The organism is Actinoplanes sp. 13 (assembly GCF_056134165.1).
Genome location: NZ_JBVYOQ010000019.1, coordinates 46,508 through 73,114, shown reverse-complemented (window position 1 = coordinate 73,114; position 26,607 = coordinate 46,508). Strand labels below are relative to the sequence as shown.

Below are 26,607 nucleotides of genomic sequence, written 5' to 3'. Positions count from 1 at the left end.
GCGTGGCACGGTGCGGCGGGACGGGCGGGCGCAGCGCGGCGGGGCGTGGCACAGGGCGGCGCAGCGCGGCGCAGGGCGGCGCAGCGCGGCGCAGGGCGCATGGCGTGGCACGGCGCAGCGTGGCGGGGCGTGGCGTGGCGTGGCGAGCGCGTCGAAGGTGGCTGTGGGAGCGGCTCGGTGGGCCGTCCGGTCAGGTGGGGCTGACCGGGTTGGGCAGCGCCCCGCCGAAGCGCCGGTCGCGCTGGGCGTAGAGCTCGCACGCGTACCACAGGTGGCGCCGGTCGAAGTCGGGCCAGAGGGTGTCCAGGTAGACCATCTCGGCGTAGGCCGACTGCCACAGCAGGAAGTTCGACGTGCGCTGCTCGCCGGAGGGCCGCAGGAACATGTCGACCTCGGGAACCTCGGGGTGGTAGAGGTATTTCGCGATCGTCTTCTCGGTGACCTTGTCGGCCTTCAGCTTGCCCGCCGCCACGTCCCGCGCGATGGCCGCCGCCGCGTCGGCGATCTCCGCCTGGCCGCCGTAGTTGACGCAGAACTGCAGGGTGAGCGTCTTGTTGTGCCGGCTCATCTCCTCGGCGGTCTGCAGCTCGGAGATCACGCTTTTCCACAGCCGGCCGGCGCGTCCCGACCAGACCACCCGCACGCCGAGCTCGACCAGCTGGTCGCGGCGCCGGCGGATGACGTCGCGGTTGAAGCCCATCAGGAAGCGCACCTCCTCGGGCGAGCGCTTCCAGTTCTCGGTGGAGAACGCGTACGCCGAGAGGTACGGGATGCCCAGCTCGATGGCGCCCTCGACGGTGTCGAAGAGCGAGTGCTCCCCCTGCTCGTGCCCCTTGGTGCGGGAGAGCCCCCGTTCCTTGGCCCAGCGGCCGTTGCCGTCCATCACGATCGCCACGTGGCGCGGGACCGCGGCGGCGGGCAGTTTGGGCGGCCGGGCACCGGAGATGTGCGGGGTGGGCGGGCGCGGCGTCAAGGGTTCAACTCCCGTCGATCGACAAGCGGCAGCGAGCGCAGCGCCCGCTCCATGTGCCATTGCAGGTGGGCGGCGACCAGGCCGCTGCACTCCCGGCGGACCGGGGACTCGGTGGCGTCGGCGAACGCCCAGTCGCCGACGGTCAGCGCGTTCATCAGGCCGAGGGTGACCGGGCTGGGGTGGGCGGCCCCGGGCGGGCGGCAGTCGGGGCAGACGGCGCCACCGGCCGGCACGGCGAAGGCCGCGTGCTGCCCGGGGGTGCCGCAGACGGCGCATTCGGTGACGGCGGGCGCCCAGCCGGCGAAGGCCATCGCGCGCAACAGGTAGGCGTCCAGCACCAGGCTGCCCGCGTGCTCGCCGGCCGCGAGGGCCTTGAGCGCGCCGAGGGTGAGCTGGAAGAGCCGCAGCGCGGGCTCCCGCTCGACCGGGGTGAGCCGCTCGGCGGTCTCGCAGATCGCGCTGGCCGCAGTGTAACGCGGGTAGTCGGCGAGGAAGCTCTTGCCGAACAGTGTCACCGCCTCGACCTGGCTGACCGAGTGCAGCGAGCTGCCCAGCCCTTCCGGTGAGCCGGCGAGCTGCAGGTCGATGTGGCCGAAGGGCTCCAGCCGGGCGCCGAAACGGGACGAGGTGCGGCGCACACCGCGGGCGACCGCGCGCAGCCGGCCGTGCCGGCGGGTCAGCAGGGTGACGATCCGGTCGCTCTCACCCAGTTTCTGCACACGCAGAACGACCGCGTCGTCGCGGTAGAGCTGGCGGCGGTATCCGGCGGGCACCCCGTCATTCTGCCCGGTGCCTACGACATACCCTGACCCGGATCTCAGGGTCGGCTCGGGGACGGGACCCATGGTGCCCGGGTGACCCGGGAAATAGCGTCACCATCATGAGCCGACGAGTTGTCGTTACCCTCGCCGCCGCTGCCTCGCTGATCGCGCTGGCCGGCTGCGACGGCGTGGTGGGCGCCAAGATGACCTTCGACGACTCGGAGAAGGTGAAGGTCACCGAGATCGTGCTGACCGGCGGCAGCGCCGACGTGCTGGTGACCACCGGCACGGCCACCGAGACCCGGATCCAGCGGGAGGTGCGCGGCTCCACCAATCCCGGCCCGTCGTACCAGCTCACCGGCACGGTGCTGACGCTGGCCTCGGACTGCGGCTCCAGCTGCTACACGTCCTACCAGATCGATGCGCCGGCCGGGGTGGCTGTCCGCGGCGAGCTGCGCTCCGGTGACGTGCAGCTCGACCAGGTCGGCACGGTCGACCTGAAGGTGACTTCCGGCGACGTCGGCGTGCACCAGGCCACCGGCCCGGTGAAGGTCCGCGCGACCTCCGGGGACCTGATGGTGGACGGCGCACCGGAGGTGGAGGTGGAAGTCACCTCCGGCGACCTCAGCGCGCTCGATATCGCCGGCCCGATCACGGCACGCGCCACCTCCGGCGACATGGTGCTCAGCATCATCGAGCCGGCCTCGGTGACCGCCGCGGTGAGCAGCGGCGACCTCGGCGTCACCGTGCCGGCCGGCGGTTACCGGGTGCGCGCCGACACCAGCAGCGGCGACGAGATGATCGACCCGAGCATCGGCATCGACCCGAAGGCGGCACACCTGCTCGATCTGCGCACCCGCAGCGGCGATCTGAATCTCATGATCCGCTAGAGCTGGACGCGAGCACCCCCGCCCCGGCCGGTGCCGGCGACACGGGCACCGGGACGCGCCGCCCCGGCCACATCGCCGGGCGCCGCCCGGCCGCCCAGTCCTCCACCCAGCCGACCAGCGCGATCACCACGGCCAGCAGCGCGACGACCGCGATCGCCCGCCACCCGATGCCCACCGCCCCGTGGACCGGCAGCCCGTGGCGCTCGCCCACCTGCGTCACCCCGACGATCAGCGGCACATGCCACAGATAGATCGTCAGGGCCCGCGCGTTGAGCAGCGTGATCGCCCGGTGCTCCCGCACCATCGGCGAGATCCGCAGCGCCACCAGGATGAACGCGGCCGACCAGAGCGCGTTGCCGAGCGGGATGTCGTTCAGGTCGTACCCCCGCGGTCCGGGGTGTGTCACCACCCATACCGCCGCCGGCACCGCGATGACCGTGGCCAGCGTCGCCACCGTGCGCCGGCTGAGCCGTGCCAGATGCCCGTCGTGGTGGGCGAAGCCCAGCAGCCACGCCCCGCCGTAGAGAGCGAGGTCGCGGGCGACCGGCGGCACTGTGAAGTGGCCCAGTTCCAGCACCGCCAGCGCCGAGTACGGCGTCAGCACCGCGACGACCGGGAAGCGGCGGAACAGCGGCAGCAGGACCGGGGAGAGCAGCACCAGCCACAGGAAGTCCCGCAGGTACCAGGCGTGGCTCAGCGACTGCATCCACCACCCGGTCGCCTCGGGGTCGACGATCGGGAAGCCCCACAGCAGCAGGCGCGCGTCCCACGGCGTGCCGGCGACCAGCATGGTCGGCACGGCGATCACCGCGATCACCCACAGCGACGGGAGCAGCCGCCGCAGCCGCCGCTCGACCGACCACACCCCGAACCGGTCCAGCGAGGCCGCCATCAGCGATCCGGCCAGGGCGAACATCACCGACATCGCCGGGAAGACGACCGTGAAGGCCGCCCATCCGGTCAGGTGATAGGTCACCACTCGGACGGTTGCGACGGCGCGCAACAGATCCAGGTACCGGTTTCGCATGGCCAAAGGTGTTACCCGGAGCCACCCTTATAGCACAAACTGCGGTGAATTATCCCATAGTCAGGCTATGTCCATGTTTAGATCTAGAATCCGAGTTTACGAAGCTGCTTCGGATCCCGCTGCCACTCCTTGGCGACGCGCACGTGAAGATCCAGGTAAACCTTCGTACCCAGCAGCTGCTCGATCTCCGCCCGGGCCCGCGAGCCGACCTCCTTGAGTCGCGTGCCCTGTGACCCGATCACGATCGACTTCTGGCTGTCCCGCTCCACATACAGATCGGCGTAGATCTTGGTGAGCCGGCCCTCCACCATCATCTCCTCGACCAGCACCGCGATGGAGTGCGGCAGCTCGTCCCGCACACCCTCGAGCGCCGCCTCGCGGATCAGCTCGGCGATCAGTACCTGCTCGGGCTCGTCGGTGAGGACGTCGTCCGGGTACAGCTGCGGCGACTCCGGCAGGTGCTTCACCATCAGGTCGGTGAGGTTCTCCACCTGGTGCCCGGAGACGGCGCTGACCGGCACCACCTCGGCGAAGTCGTAGAGCTGGGCGACGGCGAGCAGGCGCTCCGCCAGGGTGGCCGGATCGACCAGGTCGACCTTGGTGACCACGGCGATCACGGTGGCCTTGAGCTCGCTGATCTCCGCCGAGATGAACCGGTCGCCGCGGCCGATCGGCTCGTCCGCCGGGAAGCACACCCCGATCACGTCGACCTCGCTCCACGTCTCGCGGACCAGGTCGTTCAGCCGCTCGCCGAGCAGCGTGCGGGGCCGGTGCAGGCCCGGCGTGTCGACCAGCACCAGCTGCGCGTCCGGCCGGTGCAGGATGCCCCGGATCACGTGCCGGGTGGTCTGCGGCTTGCTCGAGGTGATCGCGATCTTCTGACCGACGATCGCGTTCGTCAGCGTCGACTTGCCGGCGTTGGGCCGGCCGACGAAGCAGGCAAAACCGGCACGATAGACATCGTCCTGGAGCTTTTCGGCACGCGCGGCCTTGTGCCGGTGCTTGCGGGGGGAGACACCCTTGGGGGTACGCGTATCCGACCGCTCCGCGGAAGCCTTCGACCGTCCCCGGGCAGCCGGTGGGGACTGTGCTTCACGCGTACCCGAAGAGCCTCCGCCGGAACGACCACCGCGCGAGCCGGCGCCGGACCCACCGGTCGCGCCCCGCTCGCCCGACGGACCGCCCCGCGCCCCGCCGTGCCCGCGTCCCCGCTGCTCCGCGCCCTGCGATCGGCCCTGCGATGCGCCCTGCGATCGGCCCTGCGATGCGCCCTGCGGCCTGCCCTGCGATGCGCTCTGCGATCTGGCCTGCGATGCGCCCTGCGATCTGCCCTGCTGTGAGGTGCCCTGGCCCGCCGCCGTGCGCCGCGCCGCGCGCCGCTCCTGCCGGCGCAGTTCGTTGCGCTCGCCGGCGGTCAGGCGCCGCTCCCCGGGGTTCTGCTCCTGGGTCATCGGGTGACCGTGCCGAGCAGCGCGCCGTCCGGGCCCGCCACGTGGATCGGCGCATCCTCGGCCAGGTCCCGCACCGCCGCGTGGCCCGCGCCGTCCAGCGTCGACGCCTCGGTCACCACCGCCGCCGCCTCCAGCCGGGTCGCCCCGGACGCCGCCGCCTGCGCCACCGCCAGCTGCAGCGCGGTCACCGCGAGGCTGGGCAGCGTCACCGTCGCCGCCGCGTAGGTGCGGCCGTCCTGGTCGCGCACCGCCGCGCCCTCGACCGCACCGGCCCGGGCACGCGAACTGCGGGCCAGGGTGACGAGCTTGGCGTCCTCGGCAGTCAGCACAGCGCCGTCCGCGCTCGGAACGGTTGCGGGGGCGTTGGTCTGCTCAGGCATCAGCGGGTTGTCTTTCCTCGGTCTCGGCAATGTCGTCGTCGTTCTGCTCGGCCGCCGGCTCCGGTTGCACCCGGCGCACCAGCACTGAGTCGATCCGGTTCCGCCGGCCGGTGGCGCCCTCGGCGGTCAGGTGCAGGCCACCGACCTCCGCGTGGGCGCCGGGGATCGGGACCCGGCCCAGCGTCTGCGCGAGCAGGCCGCCGACCGTCTCCACCTCGTCGGCGGGCAGCTCCACGCCGAACACGTCGCCCAGGTCCTCGATCGGGAGCCGGGCGGCGACCCGGACCGAGCCGTCCTCCAGGTGCTCGATCGGCGGGCGCTCCACGTCGTACTCGTCGGTGATCTCGCCGACGATCTCCTCGAGGATGTCCTCGATGGTCACCAGGCCGGCGGTGCCACCGTACTCGTCGACCACGATCACCAGGTGGTTGCGGGCCGCCTGCATCTCGGAGAGCAGGTCGTCGACCGGCTTGGACTCCGGCACGAAGGTCGCCGGGCGCATCGCGTCGGCCACCGCCTGCGCGGTCACCGCCGGATCGCCGGACTGGGTCCGCCGGATCACGTCCTTCAGATAGAGCACGCCCAGCACGTCGTCGACGCTCTCGCCGATCACCGGGATGCGGGAGAAGCCGGATCGCAGGAAGAGGAAGAGCGCCTGCTGCAGCGTCTTCGGCGCTTCGATCCACACCATCTCGGTACGCGGGACCATCACCTCACGGGCGATCGTGTCCCCCAGCGCGAACACCGAGTGGATCATCTCCCGCTCGCCGTGCTCGACCACCCCGCGCTGCTCGGCCAGGTCGACCAGCTCACGCAGCTCCACCTGGCTGCCGAACGGGCCCTCCGGGAAGCCCTTGCCGGGCGTCACCGCGTTGCCGATCAGGATCAGAAGTTTTGCCAGCGGGTTCAGCACCTTGCCGAGCCAGCGCACCAGCGGGGCGGTCGCGCGGCCCACCGCGTACGCGTGCTGGCGGCCCAGCGTGCGCGGCGCGACACCCACCACCACGAAGCTGATCAGCGTCATCGCGCCGGCCGCGACCAGCGCCGCGCGCCAGCCGACACCCCAGGTGTCGACCGCGACCAGCGCGACCATCGTGGTCGCGGTGAGCTCGCACAGCAGCCGGAGCAGCAGGAGCAGGTTGACGTAGCGGACCACGTCGGAGGCGACCGCGGCCAGCGCGCCCGCGCCCCGGCGTCCCTCCCGGGCCATCTCCGCGGCGCGGGCCGAGGAGACCGTGGCCAGTGCCGCGTCGGTCATCGACGCGAAGCCGGCCAGCAGCACCAGCAGCACCGCGACGATGATCAGTTGCAGGTCGGGCAGGCCGGCCGAGACCGGAGCCGCCGCGAACGTCGCGAGATCCGTCAGGCCGCCGTCAGCCGGCGGGACGGACCCATGGGCGGGCTCCATGGTCAGCCGGCCTTGCGGCCCGCGCGCCAGCTCTGCAGAAGCTTGTTCTGCAGCGCGAACATCTCCCGTTCCTCCTCCGGCTCGGCGTGGTCGTAGCCGAGCAGGTGCAGCGCGCCGTGCACGGTGAGCAGATGCAGCTCGTCGGCCGCCGAGTGCCCGGCCGCGGCGGCCTGCTTCGAGGCCACCTCCGGCGCCAGCACGATGTCGCCCAGCAGGGCCGGCTCACCGGCGCCCGACTCGCCGGGCCCGTGGTCGACGCTGCCCTCGTCCATCGGGAAGGCCAGCACGTCGGTCGGACCGTCGCCGCCCATCCACCGATGGTTCAGCTCGGCCATGTACTCGATGTCGACGAGCAGGATCGACAGCTCGGCGAGCGGGTTGACCCCCATCTCGTCGAGCGCGTGCCGGGCAACCGCGAGGATCGCGTCGGTGTCGACCTCGACTCCCGACTCGTTGGCGATCTCGATGGACATAGTGGCGCGCTTACCCCTTGTGACTAGCGCCGGCGGCCCGGCGAGCGGCCACCGCTGGCAGCCCGGCCCGGCACGGCGTGAACGGAATTAGTCTGTTGTTCCTGCACGGCGTCGTACCTCGCGTAGGCGTCGACGATCTCGGCGACCAGCCGGTGCCGCACCACGTCGGAGCTGGACAGCTCCGCGAAGTGCACGTCCTCCACGCCGCGCAGGATCTCCCGCACGACCTTGAGGCCGCTGGTCGTGCCGCCGGGCAGGTCGACCTGGGTGACGTCGCCGGTGACCACGATCTTGGCGCCGAAGCCGAGCCGGGTCAGGAACATCTTCATCTGCTCGGGCGTGGTGTTCTGCGCCTCGTCGAGAATGATGAACGCGTCGTTGAGGGTGCGCCCGCGCATGTACGCCAGCGGCGCGACCTCGATCGTGCCGGCCGCCATCAGCCGCGGGATCGACTCCGGGTCGAGCATGTCGTGCAGGGCGTCGTAGAGCGGCCGTAGGTAGGGGTCGATCTTCTCGGTCAGCGTGCCGGGCAGGAACCCCAGCCGCTCACCCGCCTCGACCGCCGGCCGGGTCAGGATGATCCGGCTGATCTGCTTGGCCGTCAGCGCCTGCACGGCCTTGGCCATCGCCAGGTACGTCTTACCCGTACCGGCGGGGCCGATGCCGAAGACGATGGTGTTCTCGTCGATGGCGTCGACGTACCGCTTCTGCCCCAGCGTCTTGGGCCGGATGGTGCGCCCGCGCCGGGACAAAATGTTGAGGGTGAGCACCTCGGCCGGGCGCTCGGCGGTGTTGGCCTCGAGCATGGCGAGGGTGCGCCGGACCGCGTCGACGGTCAGCGTCTCACCCTTCTCGATCAGCTCGATCAACTCGGAGAAGAGGCGTTCCGCCGTCGCGTTCTCGGCGGGCTCACCGGTGATGGTGATCTCATTGCCGCGGACGTGCACGTCGCTGCCGACGGACCGCTCGATGAGACGGAGGATCTCGTCCTTGGCGCCGAGCAGGTTCACCATGATCTTCGGATCGTTCACCGAGATCTTGGTCTGCGCCCGCACCGGGCCGGACGAGCCCGTGCTGGAAGAATTCGGCGTACCGGTCATAGGGCGGCCCTGGGGGCCTCCGCCACCTGCTCTCTAACTCTTCGTCGTCCCGGACGGGGCGGCGTGCTCAAGGATCGTGCCATCCTATCCGCTCGGCCGCCCGCCCGCCGATGCCATTATCGCGCGGCTGTTCCCCCGGATCGCCGGCTCACGCCGGTTCCGCCCCGGCCGACGCCGGCACGCCGTCGAAGGCCTCCTGCAAACGGGTGAACCGGTACGTCGCCCAGTGCATCCGCACCACCGCCCCGGACTCGTCCCGGGTCAGCCTCAGCAGCTCGCCCGCCTCCCGGCCGGAGATCGTGCGCAGCACGTCCGGCCGGTCCGGCAGCTCGGCGAAGACCGCGGGCGGGCGGTCCGCCGGCGCCTCCGCGATCCGGGCCTGCAGCTGCCCGTCGTGCCAGCCGAAGATGAACTCGGAGCCCTCGCTCCACCACCGGCCGAGCACCGACCGGAACCGGGCGGGCGCGGGCGGCGCCGGACTCCACGGCCGGATCTCGGCGGGGTCCAGGTCGGTGGTGAGCCGCAGCAGCTCGTGCACCAGCTCGTTGGTCTGACCAGCGGTGCCCGACGAGCCGAGGACCGCGCAACCCAGCGCGCCGGGGTTGCCCTCGCCGCCGCGCCGGCCGTAGACGCCGGCCAGGAAACCGGGCATCGCGCCGTCGTGGCCGACGTGGGTCACCCGTTTGCCGTCCGGCACCAGGATCAGGCCGAGCCCGAAGCCGGCCGCCCAGAGCGAATCGTCGGTGGTGGTGAGCGGCCAGCGCATCTCGTCGACGGTGCCGGCGGCCAGCACCCGGCCGCGCGGATCGACGGTCGCCGGGTCGGCCAGGAAGGCGGCCCACCGGGCCATGTCGGCCGCGCTGCTCCAGAGCTGGGCGGCCGGCGCGACGCCGCCCAGGTCGACCGGCGGCTCGGGGCGGGCGGCGTCGGAGTACGCGTCGACCAGATATCCGACGACCGCCTCGGCCGGCCGGTCCACCGTGGTGGCGGTCAGGCCGAGCGGGGTGAGGACCCGTTCGGTGAGGATCTGCTCCCAGGTGCCGCCGCGGACCTTCGCCACCGCCTGGCCGAGCACCGCGAGACCGAGGTTGGAGTAGTGGAAGCGGCGGGCGTTGGGCAGCACCCGCTCGGCCCGGTCCAGCTCCGCGAGCATCCGGGCCGCGTCCGGGGCGATCAACGTGTCCCAGACGTCGCCGTACGGCTCGCGCTGGAAGCCCGCGGTGTGCGAGAGCAGCCGGCGGACGGTGGCGTCGCCGTGTGCGGGCACGTCGAGGTACGCCGAGATCGGCGCGTCGAGGTCGATCAGGCCTTCGTCACGGGCCTGCATGACGAGCACCGCGGTGAAGGTCTTGGTGACCGAGCCGATCCGGAACCGGCTGCCCGCGCCGAGCGGGTGCTCCGGGTTGCCGGAGTCGCCGACGGTGCAGACCCAGGGCTCCCGGTCGGCACGGTGCAGGGCCACCGACAGCGCCGGGATGCGCCCGTCGGCCTGCGCCTTGCGGGCCGCCCGTTCGTAGCGTGCGGCGGGCGCGGGGGTGGGGACGCTGGTCACTTGCCGGCCAGCATCGGGCCGAGCGGGGCGCCGCCGACCACGTGCGCGTGGACGTGGAAGACCTCCTGGCCGCCGTGCCTCCCGGTGTTGAAGATCACCCGGAATCCCCCCGCCAGGCCCTCCAGCTCGGCTACCTTCGCGGCGGTGGCCAGCACGTCCGCGGCGGCGGCCGGGTCGGCGGCCAGCGCGGTCACGTCGGCGTGGTGTGCCAGCGGAATCACCAGGACGTGGGTGGGCGCCTTCGGGTCGATGTCGCGAAAGGCCAGGGTGGTCCCGGTGCGGTGTACGACGGTCGCCGGGATCTCGCCGGCCACGATCCGGCAGAAGAGGCAGGAGTTTTCCACCTGTCGGATCTTAGGTGTTGCGGATTGAATGGTCGGCGGATCCTCGTACCTGATTGTGGGAGCGCTCTCATGCCTGATTTAGATCACCTTCTCCAGAAATTGACTCTGGCCGAGAAGGTGTCCCTGCTGACCGGACAGGACTTCTGGTCACTGCCGGCCGTCCCCCGGATCGGCCTGCAGTCGCTGATCATGTCGGACGGCCCGGTCGGGGTCCGTGGCACCGGCTACACCCCCGACGACCCGTCCGTGGCGCTGCCCAGCCCCACCGCACTCGCCGCCACCTGGGACGTCGCACTTGCCGAACGGGCCGGGCGGCTGCTCGGCCAGGAGTCCCGGCGCAAGGGTGTACACCTGCTGCTCGGCCCGACAGTGAACCTGCACCGCACCCCCCTCGGCGGCCGGCACTTCGAGTGCTACTCGGAGGACCCACTGCTCACCGGCGAGATCGCGGCCGGTTTCGTGGCGGGCGTCCAGGCGCACGGCGTCGGCACCACCGTGAAGCACCTGGTCGGCAACGACTTCGAGACCGACCGGATGACGGTGGACGTGCGTATCCCGGAACGGGCCCTGCGCGAGCTGTACCTGGCGCCGTTCGAGCGGGTCGCCGCCGCCGGCGGGTGGGGCGTGATGAGCGCCTACAACGGGGTCAACGGGACGACGATGTCCGCGAACGGCCGCATCCAGGAGGAGATCCTGAAGCGTGAGTGGGGCTTCGACGGGATCGTGGTGTCCGACTGGCGGGCCGCCCGGGACACCGTGGCGACGGCCCTCGGCGGGCTCGACATCGCCATGCCGGCGATGGACAACCCGTGGGGACCGGCGCTGGTCGAGGCGGTCGAGTCCGGCGCCGTGCCGATCGAGGTCATCGACGAGAAGGTACGGCGGGTGCTCCTGCTGGCGGCGCGGACCGGCGCCCTGGAGGGCTTCCTGTCGAAGGACCAGGACCCGCTCGACGAGGACGGGCCGGCGGTCGCCCACGAGGTCGCCGTCCGCTCCTTCGTGCTGGCCCGCAACGCCGGCGACACCCTGCCCCTGAACCCCGGCACGGTCTCCCGGGTCGCGGTGATCGGCGCGCTCGCCACCGACGCCCGGGTGCTCGGTGGCGGCAGCGCGCAGGTCACCCCGCAGCACGTCATCTCGCCGCTGGACGGGATCCGCCGGGCGCTGCCGGGCGTCGACGTCGCGTACGCGGTCGGCGCCGACCCGCGCCCGTTCCTGCCCGCCGCGCAGGGCCCGGAATGGGCGCCGTTCCGGTTCCGCGTGGAGGACCACGAGTTCGGCGTGGAGACGGCCACCGTCCGGTGGCTCGGTGACCCGCCCGGCGGCCTCGACGTCGCCCACATCACCAGCCTGGAGCTGCGCACCGAACTCACCCCGACGACCGGCGGCGAGCACGTGCTGGCGATCTCCGGGTTCGGCGCCTTCGAGCTGACCGTCGGCGGCGAGACGCTCTACCAGGGCTCGCTGCACCCGCCCGGCACCGGCCGCGCGGACCTGCTGCTGCACCCGCGCGAGCAGCGGTTCACGCTCGACCTGTCGGCCGGCGTGCCGGTACCCGTCGTGTTGCGTCAGATTTTCGAGCCCGGGATGGCGCACTCGGCCTCCACCACGCTGGGTCACCGGCCGCCCGGTCCCGACGAGGACGGCCTGATCGCGGAGGCCGCCGAGTTGGCGGCGCGCTCCGACATGGCGGTGATCGTCGTCGGCACCACCGAGCAGGTCGAGTCGGAAGGCTTCGACCGGGCGTCGCTGGCCCTGCCGGGACGGCAGGACGAGCTGGTCTCCCGGGTGGCGGCGGCCAACCCGCGCACCGTCGTGGTGGTCAACGCCGGCTCGCCGGTGCTGCTGCCGTGGGTCGACGAAGTGGCGTCGGTGCTGCTCACCTGGTTCCCCGGGCAGGAGGCGGGTGCCGCGCTCGCCGACGTGCTGACCGGGGCGGCCGAGCCCGGCGGCCGGCTGCCGACCACCTGGCCGCGCACCGAGCAGGACTGCCCGGTGCTCGAGGTCCGCCCCTCCGGCGGCGCCCTCGGCTATGACGAGGACGTCTTCATCGGCTATCGGGGATGGTTGCGCTCATCGTCTCGCCCGCTGTTCGCTTTCGGTCACGGCCTCGGATACACCACCTTCGGGTACGGGGAACTGACCGTGACCGGAAACGTGGCGACGGTCACTCTCACGAACACTGGAGAGCGCACGGGGAGTGAGGTGGTGCAGGTGTACCTCTCCTCCGCGGACCCGGCACCGGTCGAGCGGCCGCAGCTCTGGCTGGCCGGCTTCACCACGGTCACCGCCCAGCCGGGCGAGACGGTGACCGTGCGGATCCCGCTTCCGGAACGCGCCTTCCAGGTGTGGGACGGCGGCTGGAAGACGGTGCCCGGCACCTACACGGTCACCGCGGCGCACGCTCTCGACGACCCCCGCCTCACCGCCGGCCTGACCCTCCCCTGAGTCGAGGGACCGGCTCCGGGCGTGACCCCCTCACACCCGGAGCCGGCCCACCAGCGTGTGAACTTCGGGTCCGCCCGTGGGCGCAACTTCACACACACCCACACGCAGCCCCGCCAGCGTGTGAAGTTCGGGCGCCCCCGTGAGCGCAGGCCCCGCCCGACTGTGTGAAGTTCGGGTGCCCCCGTGAGCGCAGGCCCCGCCCGACTGTGTGAAGTTCGGGTGCGCCTGTGGGCGCAACTTCACACACAGGTTGGGGGTTACCAGCGGCCGAGGCGGGTGGCGAGCACGGAGAGGGCGGCGACCCCGGCGGTCGACGTTCGCAGCACCGTGTCGCCCAGTTTCACGGCTGCGGCTCCGGCCCCGCGGAAAGCCTCCAGCTCGGCGTCGCTGATCCCACCCTCCGGGCCGACGACCAGCACGATGTCCCCGGACTCGGGCAGCGGTGTCACGGTCAGCCGCTCGGTCGCCTCCTCGTGCAGCACGAACGCTGCCGCCGCGCCGGACAGCCGGGTCAGCACCTGCTTCGTGGAGCAGTCCGGTTCGCCGGCGACGGTCGGCAGCCAGGAACGCCGGGCCTGCTTGGCGGCCTCCCGGGCGGTCGCCGTCCACTTCTCGCGGGCCTTGAACCCGCGGTCACCCCGCCACTGCGTCACCGACCGGGACGCCGCCCACGGCAAGATCTCGTCCACGCCGGTCTCGGTCATCGCCTGCACAGCCAGTTCGCCCCGGTCACCCTTGGCGATGCCCTGGACCACGACGAGGCGCGGATCGGCGGCCGGCTCCTCGGCCGTGCTCAGGATCATCAGGTCGACGCTGCCCCGGCCCACCCCGGTCACCTCGGCCCGGGCGGTGCGGCCGCGCCCGTCCGCGAGGATCAGCGTCTCCCCCGCGCGCAGCCGCTGCACCGTGGCAGCGTGATGCCCTTCCGGCCCGTCCAGCGTGAACGACGAACCGGTGGGCAGGCTATCGACCAGAAACAGCGGTGCGGACACTCCCGCAACCTACCGAAGCCGCCGCCCCACACCAACGAACCCTCACCCGCACGGGCACACCTGGGGCCAGTCGCAGTAACCGGGTGGGCGCGCAGGGCTGCCACGAGGGCGCCCTGACAACACTGGCGGCCTGCCGCACCCACTCGGCCGGCGCGCAGGGCCGCCGTGAGCGCGCCGGCCAGCGCGGGGAGCAAGCCGGGCGTGCGGCGGGTGGGCGTAGCGGGGTTGGGCGCAACCACTCACGCACGTCGCCGGGTGGCGGTGAGCGTTCTGGACGCGCAGCGGCCAGCTCGCCGCCGCGCGGCCCTCGGCGGGAGCAGCGGTCTGTACCCACCACCCCGCTACGACATCGAACTTCTGATCGTGAGCGGAAGCGGCGCGACAAGGGCGAGCAGCTGATCGCGGCGTCAGTGGCCGTTGAAGGCGTCTCGCATCCGGCTGAAGAAGCCGCCCTGCTTGCTCAGCTCGGCCACGTCCTCACCGCGGGTCTTGGCGAAGTCGCGCAGCATGCGCTCCTGGTCGGCGGTGAGCTTGGTCGGGGTCTTGACGTCCAGGTGGACGAAGAGCTCGCCGCGCCCCTGGCCGCGCAGGTGCGGCACGCCTTTGCCACGGATGCGCAGCGTGCTGGCCGGCTGGGTGCCGGGCTTGACCTCGATGTTCTCCTCGCCGTCGAGGGTCTTGATGGTCATCCGGGTGCCCAGCGCGGCGGCGGTCATCGGGAGGGTGACGCGGCAGTGCAGGTCGTCGCCCTTGCGGGAGTAGACGTCGTGGGGCCGTTCGTGGATCTCCACGTAGAGGTCGCCGGCGGTGCCGCCGCCGGGGCCGACCTCGCCCTGCTGGGCCAGGCGGATGCGCATGCCGTCCTCGACGCCGGCCGGGATCTTCACGGTGAGCGAGCGGCGGGTGCGGATGCGGCCGTCGCCGGCGCAGGTGGGGCAGGGGCTGGGAATGACGGTGCCGTGGCCCTGGCAGTTCTGGCAGGGGCGCGACGAGACGACTTGGCCGAGGAAGGTGCGCTGCACCGACTGCACCTCGCCGCGGCCGGCGCAGACCTCGCAGGTGGCCAGGTGGGTGCCGGGTGCGGTGCCGGCACCGGAGCACTGGGTGCAGAGGACCGCGGTGTCGACCGTGATCGGCGCTTCCACGCCGAAGGCGGTCTCCACCAGGTCGAGTTCGAGGCGCAGGATGGCGTCGGCGCCGGGCCGGGTGCGCGGGCGCGGTCCGCGCGAGCCGCCGCCGGCCGCGGTGCCGAAGAACGCGTCCATGATGTCCTGGAAGCCGACGAACGGTCCGGCGCCGCCGGGGCCGCCGCCCGCGCCGCCGCCGGGCGCCAGGGGGTCACCGCCCAGGTCGACGATCTGCCGCTTCTGGTCGTCGGAGAGGACCTCGTACGCCGCGTTGATCTCTTTGAACTTCTCGTGCGCCTCGGGGTCCGGGTTGATGTCCGGGTGGTACTGCCGAGCCAGTTTGCGGTAGGCGCGCTTGATCTCGTCGTCGGTGGCTTCCCGGCTGACGCCGAGAATTCCGTAGTAGTCCTTGGCCACGGGGTTTGGAGTCCTCAATGTCTGCGCGAATCCGTCAATTCTGTGCCAACAGGTCGCCAACGTACCGTGCCACTGCACGAACAGTAGCGATGGTGCCCGGGTAGTCCATGCGGGTGGGGCCCAGTACACCGAGCCCACCAACGATCGTCGCACCCGGTCCGTAACCGCTGCTGACCACGGATGCCGAACGCAGGTTGTCGATCTCGTTCTCGTCGCCGATCCGGACCCGGGTGGTGCTGGGTTCCAGATCGCCGATGAGCTTGAGCAGGATGACCTCTTCCTCGAGGGCTTCGAGGACGGGGCGCAACGTGCCCTGGAAGTCCAGCACACCCCCGCGTGTCAAGTTGGCTGTACCGGCGAGCGCGAGCCGTTCCTCACTGCGCTCGACCAGTGTCTCGAGGAGCACGGTGGCGAGACAGGCCATCTCCCCACGGCGCTCGGCCGCGCACTCCTCCACCAGTTTCTGCACCAGCGGCGGGGTGTCGGCGAGCTTCTGACCTGCGAGTCTCTCGTTGCACCGGCGGCGCAGCTCCCAGACCACGTCGGGCTCCACCGGCGCCGGCATCTCGACCAGGCGCTGCTCGACACGGCCGGTATCGGTGATCATCACGAGCGTCAGCCGGGTCGTGGAGATCGGCACGAGTTCCAGATGGCGAACAGCGGAGCGGGACAGGCTCGGGTACTGCACGACGGCGACCTGCCGGGTCAGCTGGGCCAGCAGGCGGACCGTGCGATGGACCACATCGTCGAGGTCGACCACGCCGATCATGAACCGCTCGATCGCGCGGCGCTCGGCCGGGCTGAGCGGCTTGATCCGGGTGAGGCGGTCGACGAACAGCCGGTAACCGGCGTCGGTGGGCACCCGGCCGGCACTGGTGTGCGGCTGCCGGATGTAGCCCTCCTCCTCCAGCACGGCCATGTCGTTGCGGACGGTGGCCGGAGAGACGCCGAGCTGGTGGCGCTCGACGAGGGATTTGCTGCCGACGGGCTCGCGGGTCTCGACGTAGTCCTCGACGATGGCGCGCAGCACTTCGAGCTTGCGGTCATCGAGACTCATTCGACCCCTCCCCGGCGTTGGCTTCCGCTGGCACTCCCGCTAATAGAGTGCCAGTCTACGTCGCTGGTGGCGGCTGCGCGATGATCGAAAGGGTCAGAGCACGTCTCGAATCACCGCGTCGGCCAGCAGACGGCCACGCAGCGTGAGCACCAGGTTGCCCTCCTCATAGGCGCCGCGCTCCAGCAGGCCACCGGCGAGGGCCTGGGCGGCCCCGGCCGGGTCGACCCTGGTCAGCGGGATGCCGTCGCGCAGGCGGACGCGCAGCATCACGTCCTCCATGTGCCGGTCCTCCTCGGTAAGGAACTCCCGGGCCAGTCCCGGCGACTCGGCGGCGGCGAGGCGTTTGGCGTACGTCGTCGGATGTTTGACGTTCCACCAGCGGACGCCGCCGACGTGGGAGTGCGCGCCCGGCCCCAGGCCCCACCAGTCGGCGCCGGTCCAGTAGAGCTCGTTGTGCCGGCAGTTCCCGCCCGGTTTCGCCCAGTTCGACACCTCGTACCACTCGAAGCCGGCGGCGGTGAGCGCCTCCTCGGCGGCCAGATAGCGGTCGGCGGCGACGTCGTCCGACGGGTAGGGCAGCTCGCCGCGGCGCATCCGGGTGGCCATCCGGGTGCCGTCCTCGACGATCAGGGCGTACGCGCTGACGTGGTCGACCCCCGCGGCGATCACCGTCTCGAGGGAGCGGGCGAAGTCGGCGGGGGTCTCGCCCGGAGTCCCGTAGATCAGGTCGAGGTTGACGTGGTCGAAGCCGGCGTCGCGGGCCTCCTGCGCCGCCTGGGGGGCACGACCGGCGGTGTGCCGGCGGTCCAGCACCCTCAGGACGTTCTCCGCGGCGGACTGCATGCCGAGGGAGATGCGGGTGAAGCCGGCACTTCTCAGCCTCTTGAGATAGGCGAGGTCGACCGACTCCGGGTTCGCCTCCGTGGTGATCTCGGCGCCGGGGGCCAGCCCCCAGGTCCGATCGATGCCGTCGAGGATGCGCGCCAGGTCGTCGGCGTCGAGCAGGGTCGGCGTGCCACCCCCCACGAACACCGTGTCCACTCTTTCGGGATTTATAACCTTTGAAGCTAATGAAAGCTCTTGGAGTACGGTCTCCGCGTACTCGTCGCGGCTGGCGCCTCCACCCAGCTCACTCGCGGTGTAGGTGTTGAAGTCGCAGTACCCGCAGCGGCTGGCACAGAACGGGACGTGGACGTAGACCGCGAAGCCCTGCGCACCCACGTCACGGGTGGCTTCGTCGGGGAGCGAACCGTCGGCGGGGACGGGTTCGCCGTCGGGGAGTGTGCCGGCCATCGGTCAAGCGTAGTTAAGGTCTGCGGCATGGAACTGGTCCGTACCGTCACCGCCGCCGGGGTGACCACCATGACACTGGACAGCCCGTCGAACCGCAACGCGCTCTCCACCACCCTGCTGCGGCAACTCCTCGAAGCCCTCGGCGCCGCGAGCGCCGACCCCACCTCCCGCGTCGTCGTCCTCTCGCACGCCGGCCCGGTCTTCTCCTCCGGCGTCGATCTGAAGGAGACCGCCGCCGCCCGGCCCGGCGACCGGCTGCCCGCCGAGATGCTCGCTGACGTGCTCGCCGTGCTCTGGGAGTTCCCCAAGCCGGTCGTCGCGCGGATCGGCGGTCCGGCGCGGGCCGGCGGCCTCGGCCTGATCGGCGCCGCCGACATCGCGGTCTGCACCCGGTCGGCGACGTTCGCGTTCACCGAGGTGCGGCTCGGCGTCATTCCCGCGGTGATCAGCTCGACCGTGCTGCCGCGGCTGGCACCCCGCGCGGCGGCCGAGCTCTATCTCACCGGCGACGTCTTCGACGGGGCACGGGCGGCCGAGATCGGCCTGGTGACGGCGGCGGTCGAGGAGGACCGCCTGGACGCGGCGGTGGAGGCTTTCTGCGCGTCGCTCACCCGCGGCGGCCCGCTTGCGCTTGCCGGCACCAAACAACTTCTCCGGCGTACGCGCCACGACTCGATCCGGGTCGAGCTGAGCGATCTGGCGCAGCGTTCGGCCGGATACTTCAAGTCGGCGGAGGGCCGTGAGGGAGTGGCCGCGGCCAGGGAGAAGCGTGATCCTTCCTGGATTTCGTCGGCTTGATCATCTCGGTCGGGTGGCCGGTGGCAGTCACGCCGGCCCATGAGCGTTCGTTGTCTAGGCTTGGCGTGGCGACGAAGAGGAGGTGAGGGTGCGAGCGAAGCCGCTTGTGGGCGTCATCACCCTGCTCGCCCTGGTCGGTGTGGTCGGTGTGGTGGTGCTGGTCAACAATCTGGCGGGCAACCTCACCCTGCCCCACCTCGGCCCCGAGTGCACGGTCAGCGCCGACGGTGAGGTCACCCTCGACGCGGTGCAGATGGCCAACGCGGCGACGATCGCCGCGGTCGGCGTCCGCCGCGGGATGCCCGAGCAGGCCGTGGTCGTGGCGCTGGCCACCGCCTTCCAGGAGTCCAAGCTGGAGAACCTCGACGACGGCGACCGCGACTCGGTCGGCCTCTTCCAGCAGCGCCCCAGCCAGGGCTGGGGCACGGTCGAGGAGATCAAGGACCCGAGGTACGCGGCCGGCCGCTTCTACGCCGCCCTGAAGAAGGTCAACGGTTGGCAGGAGATGCGGGTCACCGACGCGGCGCAGATCGTGCAGCGCTCGGCTTACCCGGAGGCGTACGAGAAGTGGGCCGACGAGTCGAAGGTACTGGCCGCCGCGCTGACCGGCCGGGCCACCGGCGCGGTCGAGTGCACGGTCCGCGGCACCCCGCAGGTGCGCGGCGCCGAGGCGGCCACCGCCCTGCTGGCGAGCCTCAAGCTGGACTGGGGCAAGAAGCTGCCGCGCACCGCCGCCGCTGCTCGGGCGGCCGCGCTGACCGTCGACGTGACGAACGTCAACACCGGCTGGCGGTACGCGCATTGGCTCGTTTCGCACGCCTCGGCCACCGGTCTCGAACGGGTACGTTTCGGCGATCTGGAATGGCACGCGCCCGAGGGCAAGTGGCAGCCCGTCACCGACCGCAACAGCGCGAACACGGACCAGGTGGTGGCGGAGGTCTTCCGTTAGAGCAGGTCCGGAATTATCGGTGACCAGCCGTGATGTTTCGGCACGGCCAACCCGGATTGCGCTGCGTATATCGGCTCATGGACAGTGCGCTACCGCCCTGGTACTAAGTAGGGCGTGCTGATGGCGATCGAATGGATCCTGCTCGGGGCGGGAAGCGTCATCGCGATCCTTCTCGGCGTCCATCGGCATCGCCCAGCCCGCAAGTCGCCCTGGTTCCTGCTGGCCGGCGCGGTGACCGCGCTCACCGGCGGCGACGTCTTCTACGACCACGGGCTCATGGGCCTGGCCGAGGCCTGCTATCTGGCCATGTTCCCGCTGGTCGTGTTCAGCCTGATGATTTTCACGCGGGTCGGTGCGGTGCTCGTCGACCGGGCCCGGCTGATCGACCTGCTCGCGTTCGGCTGCTCGGCCCTGCTCGTCATCTGGGTCTTCGTGATCGGCTCCGGCGGCCAGCTCGGTGCGGTCGATCCCGCCAACGTGATCGGCGGGCTGCTGCTGATCGGCGTCGCCATCCGCCTGGTCGCCGCGGACCGCCGCAACGTCTCGGCACGACTGCTGCTCACCGGCGCGATCGGCCTGCTGGTCGGCAACATCGCCTATCCGCTGGCGCCCAACCCGTTCACCGAGTCCGCCTTCGCGGTGCTCTACGCCGCCTGGGGTCTCGCGGCAGTGCACCCGTCGATGGTGGGGCTGACCGAGCGGCGCACGCCCGACACGGCCCCGGGGCACTTCCAGTGGAACGTGCTGCTGGCCGCCTCCGCGGTGACGCCCCCTACAGTCCTGGTGATCGAGGCGTTGTCCGGGGACCTGCGCGACGGTCCGGTGATCGCCGTCACCACCGTGATCACGATGCTGCTCGTCATCACGCGGCTCGCCGACGTGATCCATCAGCACAGTCGGGCGCTCACCCGGGAACACGGGTTGCGGACCGCCAACACGGCTCTGGTCGCGGCCGCGGAACCGCCGGAGGTCGAGGCCGCGGTCCGCACGGCGGTCGAACGGCTGCTGCCCCCGAACACCGTGCACCGCGTCGTCCTCGCCACCGACGACGAGCAGGTCGCGCGCGCCGGCGTGCCCTCCGCCCCGCCGGGCGCCGAGTCGAGTTGGTGGGCGCCGGCCGGCCATCCGGACGACCGGATCCTGGTCTGCCCGCTGCGGCTGGAGCCGCTCGCCGTGGCCCGGCCGAGCGGCGGCGCGCTGATCCTTACCGGGCGCCGGGAAGCCCTGGTCACCTGCCGGGACTCGCTCGAGGTGCTGGCCGGTGAGGCCGCCATGGCCCTGGACCGGATCACCCTGGTCGAGGCGATGGGCCGCCGGGACAGCGACAACTACCTGCGGACGGTCGTCCCGAACAGCGCGGAGATGATGGCGGTCATCGACTCCGACCGGCGCATCCGGTACGCGAGTCCGGCGCTGCGGCGTCTGCTGGGCGGCGAGGACGAGCTGCCGCCGCTGACCGCGCTGGACGATCTGGTCCACTCCGACGACCGGTTCCGGGTCCGCCAGGTGCTCAACGCCCAGGGCGACGGGATGGTGCACTGTGCCCTGCACCGGCCGGACGAGACCCAGGTGCTGGTCGAGCTGACGTACCGCGACCTACGCGAGGACCGGCTCGTCCAGGGGCTCGTGGTGACTGTGCGGGACGTCACCGACCGGCGCAATCCGTTCGAGCAGGCGCCGCCGCAGGAGTTCCTCGGCGAGCAGCCGGCCCGGGTCAATCGGCGGAGCGCGCAACACAAGTTCCGGTTCTGAGGTCGGCCCTCTCGGGCCAGCTTCTCCCGGCGCTCACCGCTTCCCCCGCGCTCTCCCCCGGCGCTCACTGTCTCCCCGCGCTCTCCCCCGGCGCTCACCGCTTCCCCCGCGCTCCCTACTTCCCGGGCGCTTTGCTGTTTGCGGTGTCGCGCGGAAACGGCAAAGCGCCGGACCCCGGGGGTGGGTCCGGCGCTTTGCCGTTCTTACTGACCAGTCAATTACCGGGTCAGGCTGTGTTCTGACCGATTACCGGGTCAGGCGACGACGACCGCCGACGCCCGCGACCAGGGCCACACCGATGGCGGCGAGAACGACCTGGAACAGGAGCTCGATCCAGTCGAAGCCGGCCGTGTCAGCAACACCGGCGGCCCGGGCGATCACGGTGCCCAGCAGCGCGGCGACTACACCGACGACCATGGTCAGCCAGAGCGGGATGTTCTGCCGGCCCGGGACCACGAGCCGGCCGAGCGCGCCGATGATGAGGCCGACGATCAGGGCCACGATGATTCCGGTGAGGGTCAGTTCCATTTTAGTTCCTCCTCGGGGGGTGGAGCAGTTGTTGCGTCCGTCGAGCCCCAGAGTTCCCGACCCTTCGAAAACTCAAACCGCCCTATTTTATTTTTGGAACCGCTCCCATCGACTACTTCTTGCCGGAGCCCTTCGCGTCGCCCGCCTCGCTGGTCGACAACGCGGCGATGAAGGCCTCCTGCGGGACCTCCACGCGGCCGACCATCTTCATCCGCTTCTTGCCTTCCTTCTGCTTCTCCAGCAGCTTCCGCTTCCGGCTGATGTCACCGCCGTAGCACTTCGCGAGCACGTCCTTGCGGATCGCGCGGATCGTCTCGCGGGCGATGATCCGGCTGCCGATGGCGGCCTGGATGGGCACCTCGAACTGCTGCCGGGGGATGAGTTTCTGCAGCTTGGCGGCGATCGTCGTGCCGTACGAGTAGGCCTTGTCCTTGTGCACGATGGCGCTGAACGCGTCGACCGGCTCGCCGTGCAGCAGGATGTCCACCTTCACCAGGTCGGCCACCTGCTCGCCGGAGGGCTCGTAGTCGAGGGAGGCATAGCCCTTGGTCTTGCTCTTCAACTGGTCGAAGAAGTCGAAGATGATCTCGGCGAGCGGCAGCGTGTAGCGCAGTTCCACCCGTTCGGCTGACAGGTACTCCATGCCGAGCAGGTTGCCGCGGCGGCTCTGGCACAGCTCCATGACCGCGCCGACGTACTCGTTCGGCACCAGGACTGTGGCGCGGACCACCGGCTCGTGGATCTCCGCGATCTTCCCGGCCGGGAACTCGCTCGGGTTGGTGACCACCTTCTCGACGGCGTCCTCGGTGAAGACCCGGTACACCACGTTCGGCGCTGTCGAGATCAGGTCCAGGTTGAACTCCCGCTCCAGCCGCTCCCCGATGATCTCCAGGTGCAGCAGGCCCAGGTACCCGACGCGGAACCCGAAGCCGAGCGCCGCCGACGTCTCGGGCTCATAGGTGAGCGCGGCGTCGTTGAGCTTCAGCTTGTCGAGCGCGTCCCGCAGTGCCGGGTAGTCCGAGCCGTCGATCGGGTAGAGGCCCGAATAGACCATCGGCTTCGGGTCCTTGTAACCGCCGAGCGCCTCCTTGGCCGGCCGGTTGTTGCCGGTGACGGTGTCACCGACCCGGGACTGACGGACGTCCTTCACGCCGGTGATCAGATAACCCACCTCGCCGACGCCGAGCGCTCCGGCCTTCTCCATCTCCGGCGAGACCACACCGATCTCGAGCAGCTCGTGCACCGCGCCGGTCGACATCATCTTGATCCGGTCACGGGCCTCGATCCGGCCGTCGATGACCCGGACATAGGTGACGACGCCGCGGTACACGTCGTACACCGAGTCGAAGATCATCGCCCGGGCCGGAGCGTCCGCGTCGCCGACCGGCGGCTGGAACTCCCGGACGATCTCGTCGAGCAGGTGACCGACGCCGACGCCGGTCTTGCCGGAGACCCGCAGCACGTCGCTCGGCTCCACGCCGATCAGCTTGGCCAGCTCCTCGGCGTACTTCTCCGGCTGCGCCGCCGGCAGATCGATCTTGTTGAGCACCGGGATGATGCGGAGGTCGTTCTCCATCGCCAGGTACAGGTTGGCGAGAGTCTGCGCCTCGATCCCCTGCGCGGCGTCGACCAGCAGGACCGCACCCTCACACGCGGCGAGGCTCCGGGACACCTCGTACGTGAAGTCGACGTGCCCCGGGGTGTCGATCATGTTGAGGACGGCGGTCTCACCCTGCCTGTCGCCCTCGCGGACCGTCCAGGGCATCCGCACGGCCTGCGACTTGATGGTGATGCCGCGCTCGCGTTCGATGTCCATCCGGTCGAGGTACTGCGCACGCATCTGGCGCGGGTCGACCACCCCGGTGATCTGCAGCATCCGGTCGGCCAGCGTCGACTTGCCGTGGTCGATGTGGGCGATGATGCAGAAGTTGCGGATGCGGCCGGGATCGGTCGATCCGATCACGTTCACGCCGGGGTCGAGCGGTCCAGGCACGGTCTTCCGTTCTTCTCGAGCTGGTTTTCGCGGGCTGGCTCTCCGGCCGCACGGGGCCGGCCACCGGCCCGTGCGCCGCCCGGGCCGCCGCCCCCGCGGGGACCGGCTCGTCCGGGCCGGCAGTGAGGCCGACGGAGCCGGCGGTGAAGCCGGCACTCCCTATCGTCCCACGCCCGCGCGGACCGGTCCGATCACACCCGCTCCAGCGCCTCCCCACGGACGTGACCGACCCGCCGCGAGTGGCCGCGTTCACCTCGACCGCCCAGCTCCAGCGGCTCACTCTCCCGGTCCACCCGGCCCACGCACGACAGAAAAGTCCGCTCACACCGGCTCCAGCCGCTCCCCCGGACCCGGAGGTGACTCCACCGTGACCGGGTCGCCCGGCCGGACCGGGCCGCCGCGCAGCACCACAGCCATCACCCCGGCCTTGCGAACGACGTTCCCCGCACCGTCCTGGCCGATCATCTCCTTCAAAAGGCCCGGCCGGAACTTGTTGATCTGTGCACACGGACTGCGCAGCCCCGCCACCACGATCGCCGGCCGCTCGTCACACCCGCTCGCATCCCGCTCGGCGGCCGCCGCCACCGCCTCCACGGCCCGGGCCGTCGCCTCGTTCAGCGTCGCCCTCCGAGCCGCAGCCAGCACCCCCGCAACAGCGGACCCGGCCGCCTCCGTAACAGCGTGCCCGGCCGCCCTTGCCTCAGCGTGCCCGGCCGCCCCCGCCTGCCCGGCCGCCCCCGCCTGCCCGGCCGCCCTTGCCTCAGCCTGCCTGGCCGCCCCCGCCTGCCCGGCCGCCCTTGCCTCCGCCTGCCCGGCCGCCCCCGCCTCAGCCCGCGCCACGTTCCCGTCCGGCCCGTCCGCGGACGCACCGCCGGACATCTCCGGTCGGCCGAAGCGCAGGATCGTCCCGCGCGGCAGCCCGAGCAGATCGATCCCCCGGGTAGTGACGTTCTCCCCGATACCGCCCGGCGGAACCTCGTAGCCCTTCCCCGCCACCTCCTCCAGCAACTCCGCGTGGATCAGATGCACCTGCCGCAGGTTGGGCTGCGCCGGATCCGCCACCACCCGGCCGCGGTGCCGAACCCTCGCCCCCGCATGCGCATCTCCCTCCACACCGACCCCCGCCACCAGCACGATCTCGTCCCGGTTCGGCTTGGTGAACGTGTAGGCGTCGTTACCGCTGACCGCGGCCACACTCCCCTGCTCAGCACTCATGCCGCCGAGTCTGGTGAACCACCGCACCCGCCCACGACCCTGTTTCCCGCACTTCGGCCGGCCGGCCGAAGTGCGGCGGCTCAGTCCGGCGGCTCCAGGAAGAGCGACGACAGCCTCGGCAACCGCCGCCTCATCTCGTCCTCATTGTCGAAATCCCACAGGTCACCAGCCTCAGGCCGGGTCCGCGGCCGGTCCGCCGGCTGCGGCAGCGGCTGCCCCGTCGCCTTCTCATAGGCCCGGTCGGCGATCGTCAGCACCTCCTCCGCACCGAACACCGCCCCGCTGTCCGCCGCGGTTTTCACCGCCGGCATGCCGGCCAGCACATCGGGCGACTTCACCGCGCTCGCGACCGCCGCCCGGCCGTGCGCGACGAGCCAGCCCCGGAAACTGTCGAAGTCATCCCCCGAGGCGCCTCCGTTGATCAGGTAGGCCGCGGCCCACAGGTCCTCGGTGCCGGACGCGGCGAGGACCTTGTCAAGGTGACGGCCCCAGGCGACGATCTCCTCCGGATCGCGCTCGGCCAGGTCGGCGACGGCGCGCTCGGCCACCTCGGCGGGCGAGGCGGGCCGATCAGCGGTGGCGCGGTCGATGACCGCCCAGAAATCGTCGGTTCTCATGCCTGCGATCCTCCCAGTGGGGTACGACAATCCCGTCGGCGCCAGGATGGATGCATGCGGCCGATCTCGTTGCCCGACGTACCGTACGACGCCACAGCCGTACGCCCGGAATGGTGGGATCTTCCGAAAAAGGTGCGGGAAGCGATAGCGGTGCGCCTCGGCGGGCCGATCACCACCGCCCGCAGCGCCGGCGGCGGCTTCACCCGCGCCTTCGCCGCGGTGCTCAGCACAGCGGACGGCCTCAGCGCTTTCGTCAAGGCCGCACCGCTCAGGGAGCCGACTTCGCAGTGGTACGCACGAGAGGCGGCGATCACCTCTGCCCTCCCACCGGCGGTCACCGCCGCGCGGCCCCGCTGGACCTTGACCGAGGCCGGGTGGTTCGTGTTGTGCCTGGAAGCGGTCGACGGCCGGATCCCGGCCCTGCCCTGGACGCAGACGGACCTCGACGCCGCGCTGACGAGCTGGTCCGCCGCCGCGACAGCCCTGCACGACCCCGCACCCGAGCTGCTCGCCGTGGGGTTGCCGCAGCTGCCCGAGATCCTGCGGGCCGAGATGTCCTGGTGGTCCCTGATCGAGTCCGGTCACGAGCGGATGCCCGTCACCGCACACGGCACCGTCGCCCCGACCCGGCCGGCGGAGCTGGCCGAACTCGAGCGGGCCCTCCCCGCGCTGGCCGCCGGCACCTCGATGTCCCACGGTGACCTGCGCGTGGACAACGTGCTGATCGACCGCTCCGGCCGGGCCTGGCTCTGCGACTGGACCTGGCCCTGCCTGGGCGCACCGTGGTTCGACACCGTCACGTTGCTGGTCAGCGCGTACGCCAGCGGCCTCGACACCGACGCCGCCCTCCGTGAGTGGGGCGCCCCCGACGCCGGGGTGGACGGCGCCCTGGCCGCGCTCGCCGGCTACTGGCTGACGAGCGCCGCCGGCGGCCCCAGCAGCGCCTCCCCGCACAGCCGTCAGCACCAGCGCTTCAGCGGCACCCAGGCCCTGGCCTGGCTCGCCGAACGCCGCGGCTGGCACAGGTGAGCACCGCGCCCGGCACAGCTCAGCGCAACCAAT

At 71.4% G+C, this 26,607-nt stretch carries 23 protein-coding genes and 1 pseudogene; 6 read left to right on the top strand and 18 right to left on the bottom strand.

What is annotated here, in order from left to right:
• Positions 1-190: 190 nt before the first annotated feature.
• Positions 191-973, bottom strand: a complete 783-nt coding sequence (locus AC0NH5_RS29685) for an isoprenyl transferase (RefSeq protein WP_474410002.1) — start codon at positions 971-973, stop codon at positions 191-193.
• Entirely contained in the window at positions 970-1,746 is a 777-nt protein-coding gene (gene recO, locus AC0NH5_RS29680) for a DNA repair protein RecO (protein ID WP_474410000.1), read from the bottom strand. Before recO ends, AC0NH5_RS29685 begins: the two co-directional genes overlap by 4 nt.
• 107 nt (positions 1,747-1,853) lie before the next feature.
• On the opposite strand from recO, the gene AC0NH5_RS29675 reads away from it, so the two are divergent.
• On the top strand, positions 1,854-2,624 hold the full coding sequence (locus AC0NH5_RS29675; RefSeq protein ID WP_474409999.1) for a DUF4097 family beta strand repeat-containing protein: 771 nt from the start codon (positions 1,854-1,856) through the stop codon (positions 2,622-2,624).
• Here the strand turns inward: AC0NH5_RS29675 and AC0NH5_RS29670 are convergent.
• The 8 genes and pseudogenes from AC0NH5_RS29670 to AC0NH5_RS29635 form a co-directional block, all read right to left on the bottom strand.
• Positions 2,611-3,651: an acyltransferase family protein gene (locus AC0NH5_RS29670; protein ID WP_474409998.1), complete on the bottom strand. Its 1,041-nt coding sequence runs from the start codon at positions 3,649-3,651 to the stop codon at positions 2,611-2,613. The two genes, AC0NH5_RS29675 and AC0NH5_RS29670, sit on opposite strands and share 14 nt — an antisense overlap.
• An 83-nt stretch (positions 3,652-3,734) precedes the next feature.
• A pseudogene (era, locus tag AC0NH5_RS29665) lies at positions 3,735-4,607 on the bottom strand (GTPase Era); the annotation flags it as partial.
• A 491-nt stretch (positions 4,608-5,098) separates the two neighbouring features.
• Positions 5,099-5,482 carry a cytidine deaminase gene (locus tag AC0NH5_RS29660; RefSeq protein WP_474409996.1) on the bottom strand — a complete coding sequence of 128 codons (384 nt, stop codon included), beginning with the start codon at positions 5,480-5,482 and terminating at the stop codon, positions 5,099-5,101.
• On the bottom strand, positions 5,475-6,890 hold the full coding sequence (locus AC0NH5_RS29655; RefSeq protein WP_474409995.1) for a hemolysin family protein: 1,416 nt from the start codon (positions 6,888-6,890) through the stop codon (positions 5,475-5,477). The genes AC0NH5_RS29660 and AC0NH5_RS29655 overlap by 8 nt, the downstream gene beginning before the upstream one ends.
• 2 nt (positions 6,891-6,892) lie before the next feature.
• Entirely contained in the window at positions 6,893-7,363 is a 471-nt protein-coding gene (ybeY, locus tag AC0NH5_RS29650) for an rRNA maturation RNase YbeY (protein ID WP_474409994.1), read from the bottom strand.
• A 23-nt stretch (positions 7,364-7,386) separates the two neighbouring features.
• On the bottom strand, positions 7,387-8,463 hold the full coding sequence (locus AC0NH5_RS29645) for a PhoH family protein (protein ID WP_474409993.1): 1,077 nt from the start codon (positions 8,461-8,463) through the stop codon (positions 7,387-7,389).
• A gap of 148 nt (positions 8,464-8,611) precedes the next feature.
• A complete protein-coding gene (locus AC0NH5_RS29640) occupies positions 8,612-10,015 on the bottom strand; it encodes a serine hydrolase domain-containing protein (RefSeq protein WP_474409992.1) in 1,404 nt (467 codons plus the stop codon).
• Positions 10,012-10,359, bottom strand: coding sequence for an HIT domain-containing protein (locus tag AC0NH5_RS29635; protein WP_474409990.1), 348 nt, complete (start codon positions 10,357-10,359; stop codon positions 10,012-10,014). The genes AC0NH5_RS29640 and AC0NH5_RS29635 overlap by 4 nt, the downstream gene beginning before the upstream one ends.
• A gap of 69 nt (positions 10,360-10,428) precedes the next feature.
• Between AC0NH5_RS29635 and AC0NH5_RS29630 the strand changes: the two genes are divergently transcribed.
• Positions 10,429-12,807 carry a beta-glucosidase gene (locus AC0NH5_RS29630; protein ID WP_474409989.1) on the top strand — a complete coding sequence of 793 codons (2,379 nt, stop codon included), beginning with the start codon at positions 10,429-10,431 and terminating at the stop codon, positions 12,805-12,807.
• A gap of 257 nt (positions 12,808-13,064) precedes the next feature.
• Here AC0NH5_RS29630 and AC0NH5_RS29625 read toward each other — a convergent pair whose 3' ends face one another.
• The 4 genes from AC0NH5_RS29625 to hemW all read right to left on the bottom strand — a co-directional run bounded on the left by AC0NH5_RS29625 (position 13,065) and on the right by hemW (position 17,693).
• Positions 13,065-13,799 (bottom strand): 16S rRNA (uracil(1498)-N(3))-methyltransferase, encoded by a 735-nt coding sequence (locus AC0NH5_RS29625; protein ID WP_474409987.1) that lies wholly within the window; start codon positions 13,797-13,799, stop codon positions 13,065-13,067.
• A gap of 407 nt (positions 13,800-14,206) precedes the next feature.
• Entirely contained in the window at positions 14,207-15,343 is a 1,137-nt protein-coding gene (gene dnaJ, locus AC0NH5_RS29620) for a molecular chaperone DnaJ (protein WP_474409985.1), read from the bottom strand.
• A gap of 34 nt (positions 15,344-15,377) precedes the next feature.
• On the bottom strand, positions 15,378-16,400 hold the full coding sequence (hrcA, locus tag AC0NH5_RS29615) for a heat-inducible transcriptional repressor HrcA (protein WP_474409984.1): 1,023 nt from the start codon (positions 16,398-16,400) through the stop codon (positions 15,378-15,380).
• A gap of 93 nt (positions 16,401-16,493) precedes the next feature.
• The gene (gene hemW / locus AC0NH5_RS29610) at positions 16,494-17,693 is read right to left on the bottom strand and encodes a radical SAM family heme chaperone HemW (RefSeq protein WP_474409983.1); all 1,200 of its coding nucleotides are present in this window, start codon (positions 17,691-17,693) and stop codon (positions 16,494-16,496) included.
• 27 nt (positions 17,694-17,720) lie between these two features.
• On the opposite strand from hemW, the gene AC0NH5_RS29605 reads away from it, so the two are divergent.
• The 3 genes from AC0NH5_RS29605 (at position 17,721) to AC0NH5_RS29595 (ending at position 21,192) form a co-directional block, all read left to right on the top strand.
• Positions 17,721-18,491 (top strand): enoyl-CoA hydratase-related protein, encoded by a 771-nt coding sequence (locus AC0NH5_RS29605; protein WP_474409982.1) that lies wholly within the window; start codon positions 17,721-17,723, stop codon positions 18,489-18,491.
• A gap of 82 nt (positions 18,492-18,573) precedes the next feature.
• On the top strand, positions 18,574-19,440 hold the full coding sequence (locus tag AC0NH5_RS29600; protein ID WP_474409981.1) for a hypothetical protein: 867 nt from the start codon (positions 18,574-18,576) through the stop codon (positions 19,438-19,440).
• A 120-nt stretch (positions 19,441-19,560) separates the two neighbouring features.
• Complete coding sequence (locus AC0NH5_RS29595; RefSeq protein ID WP_474409980.1) at positions 19,561-21,192, top strand: PAS domain S-box protein; 1,632 nt, start codon at positions 19,561-19,563, stop codon at positions 21,190-21,192.
• A 246-nt stretch (positions 21,193-21,438) separates the two neighbouring features.
• Here the strand turns inward: AC0NH5_RS29595 and AC0NH5_RS29590 are convergent, their stop codons facing one another.
• From AC0NH5_RS29590 to AC0NH5_RS29575, 4 genes are all read right to left on the bottom strand, one after another.
• Positions 21,439-21,720, bottom strand: coding sequence for a GlsB/YeaQ/YmgE family stress response membrane protein (locus tag AC0NH5_RS29590; RefSeq protein ID WP_474409979.1), 282 nt, complete (start codon positions 21,718-21,720; stop codon positions 21,439-21,441).
• A gap of 112 nt (positions 21,721-21,832) precedes the next feature.
• A complete protein-coding gene (lepA, locus tag AC0NH5_RS29585; RefSeq protein ID WP_474409977.1) occupies positions 21,833-23,713 on the bottom strand; it encodes a translation elongation factor 4 in 1,881 nt (626 codons plus the stop codon).
• 321 nt (positions 23,714-24,034) lie between these two features.
• Positions 24,035-24,928: an MOSC domain-containing protein gene (locus AC0NH5_RS29580; protein WP_474409976.1), complete on the bottom strand. Its 894-nt coding sequence runs from the start codon at positions 24,926-24,928 to the stop codon at positions 24,035-24,037.
• Between the two features lie 80 nt (positions 24,929-25,008).
• The gene (locus AC0NH5_RS29575; protein ID WP_474409974.1) at positions 25,009-25,545 is read right to left on the bottom strand and encodes a DUF4240 domain-containing protein; all 537 of its coding nucleotides are present in this window, start codon (positions 25,543-25,545) and stop codon (positions 25,009-25,011) included.
• Positions 25,546-25,599: 54 nt separating this feature from the next.
• Here AC0NH5_RS29575 and AC0NH5_RS29570 point away from each other — a divergent pair, with 54 nt between their 5' ends.
• Positions 25,600-26,574, top strand: a complete 975-nt coding sequence (locus AC0NH5_RS29570; protein WP_474409973.1) for a phosphotransferase — start codon at positions 25,600-25,602, stop codon at positions 26,572-26,574.
• Positions 26,575-26,607 lie beyond the last annotated feature (33 nt).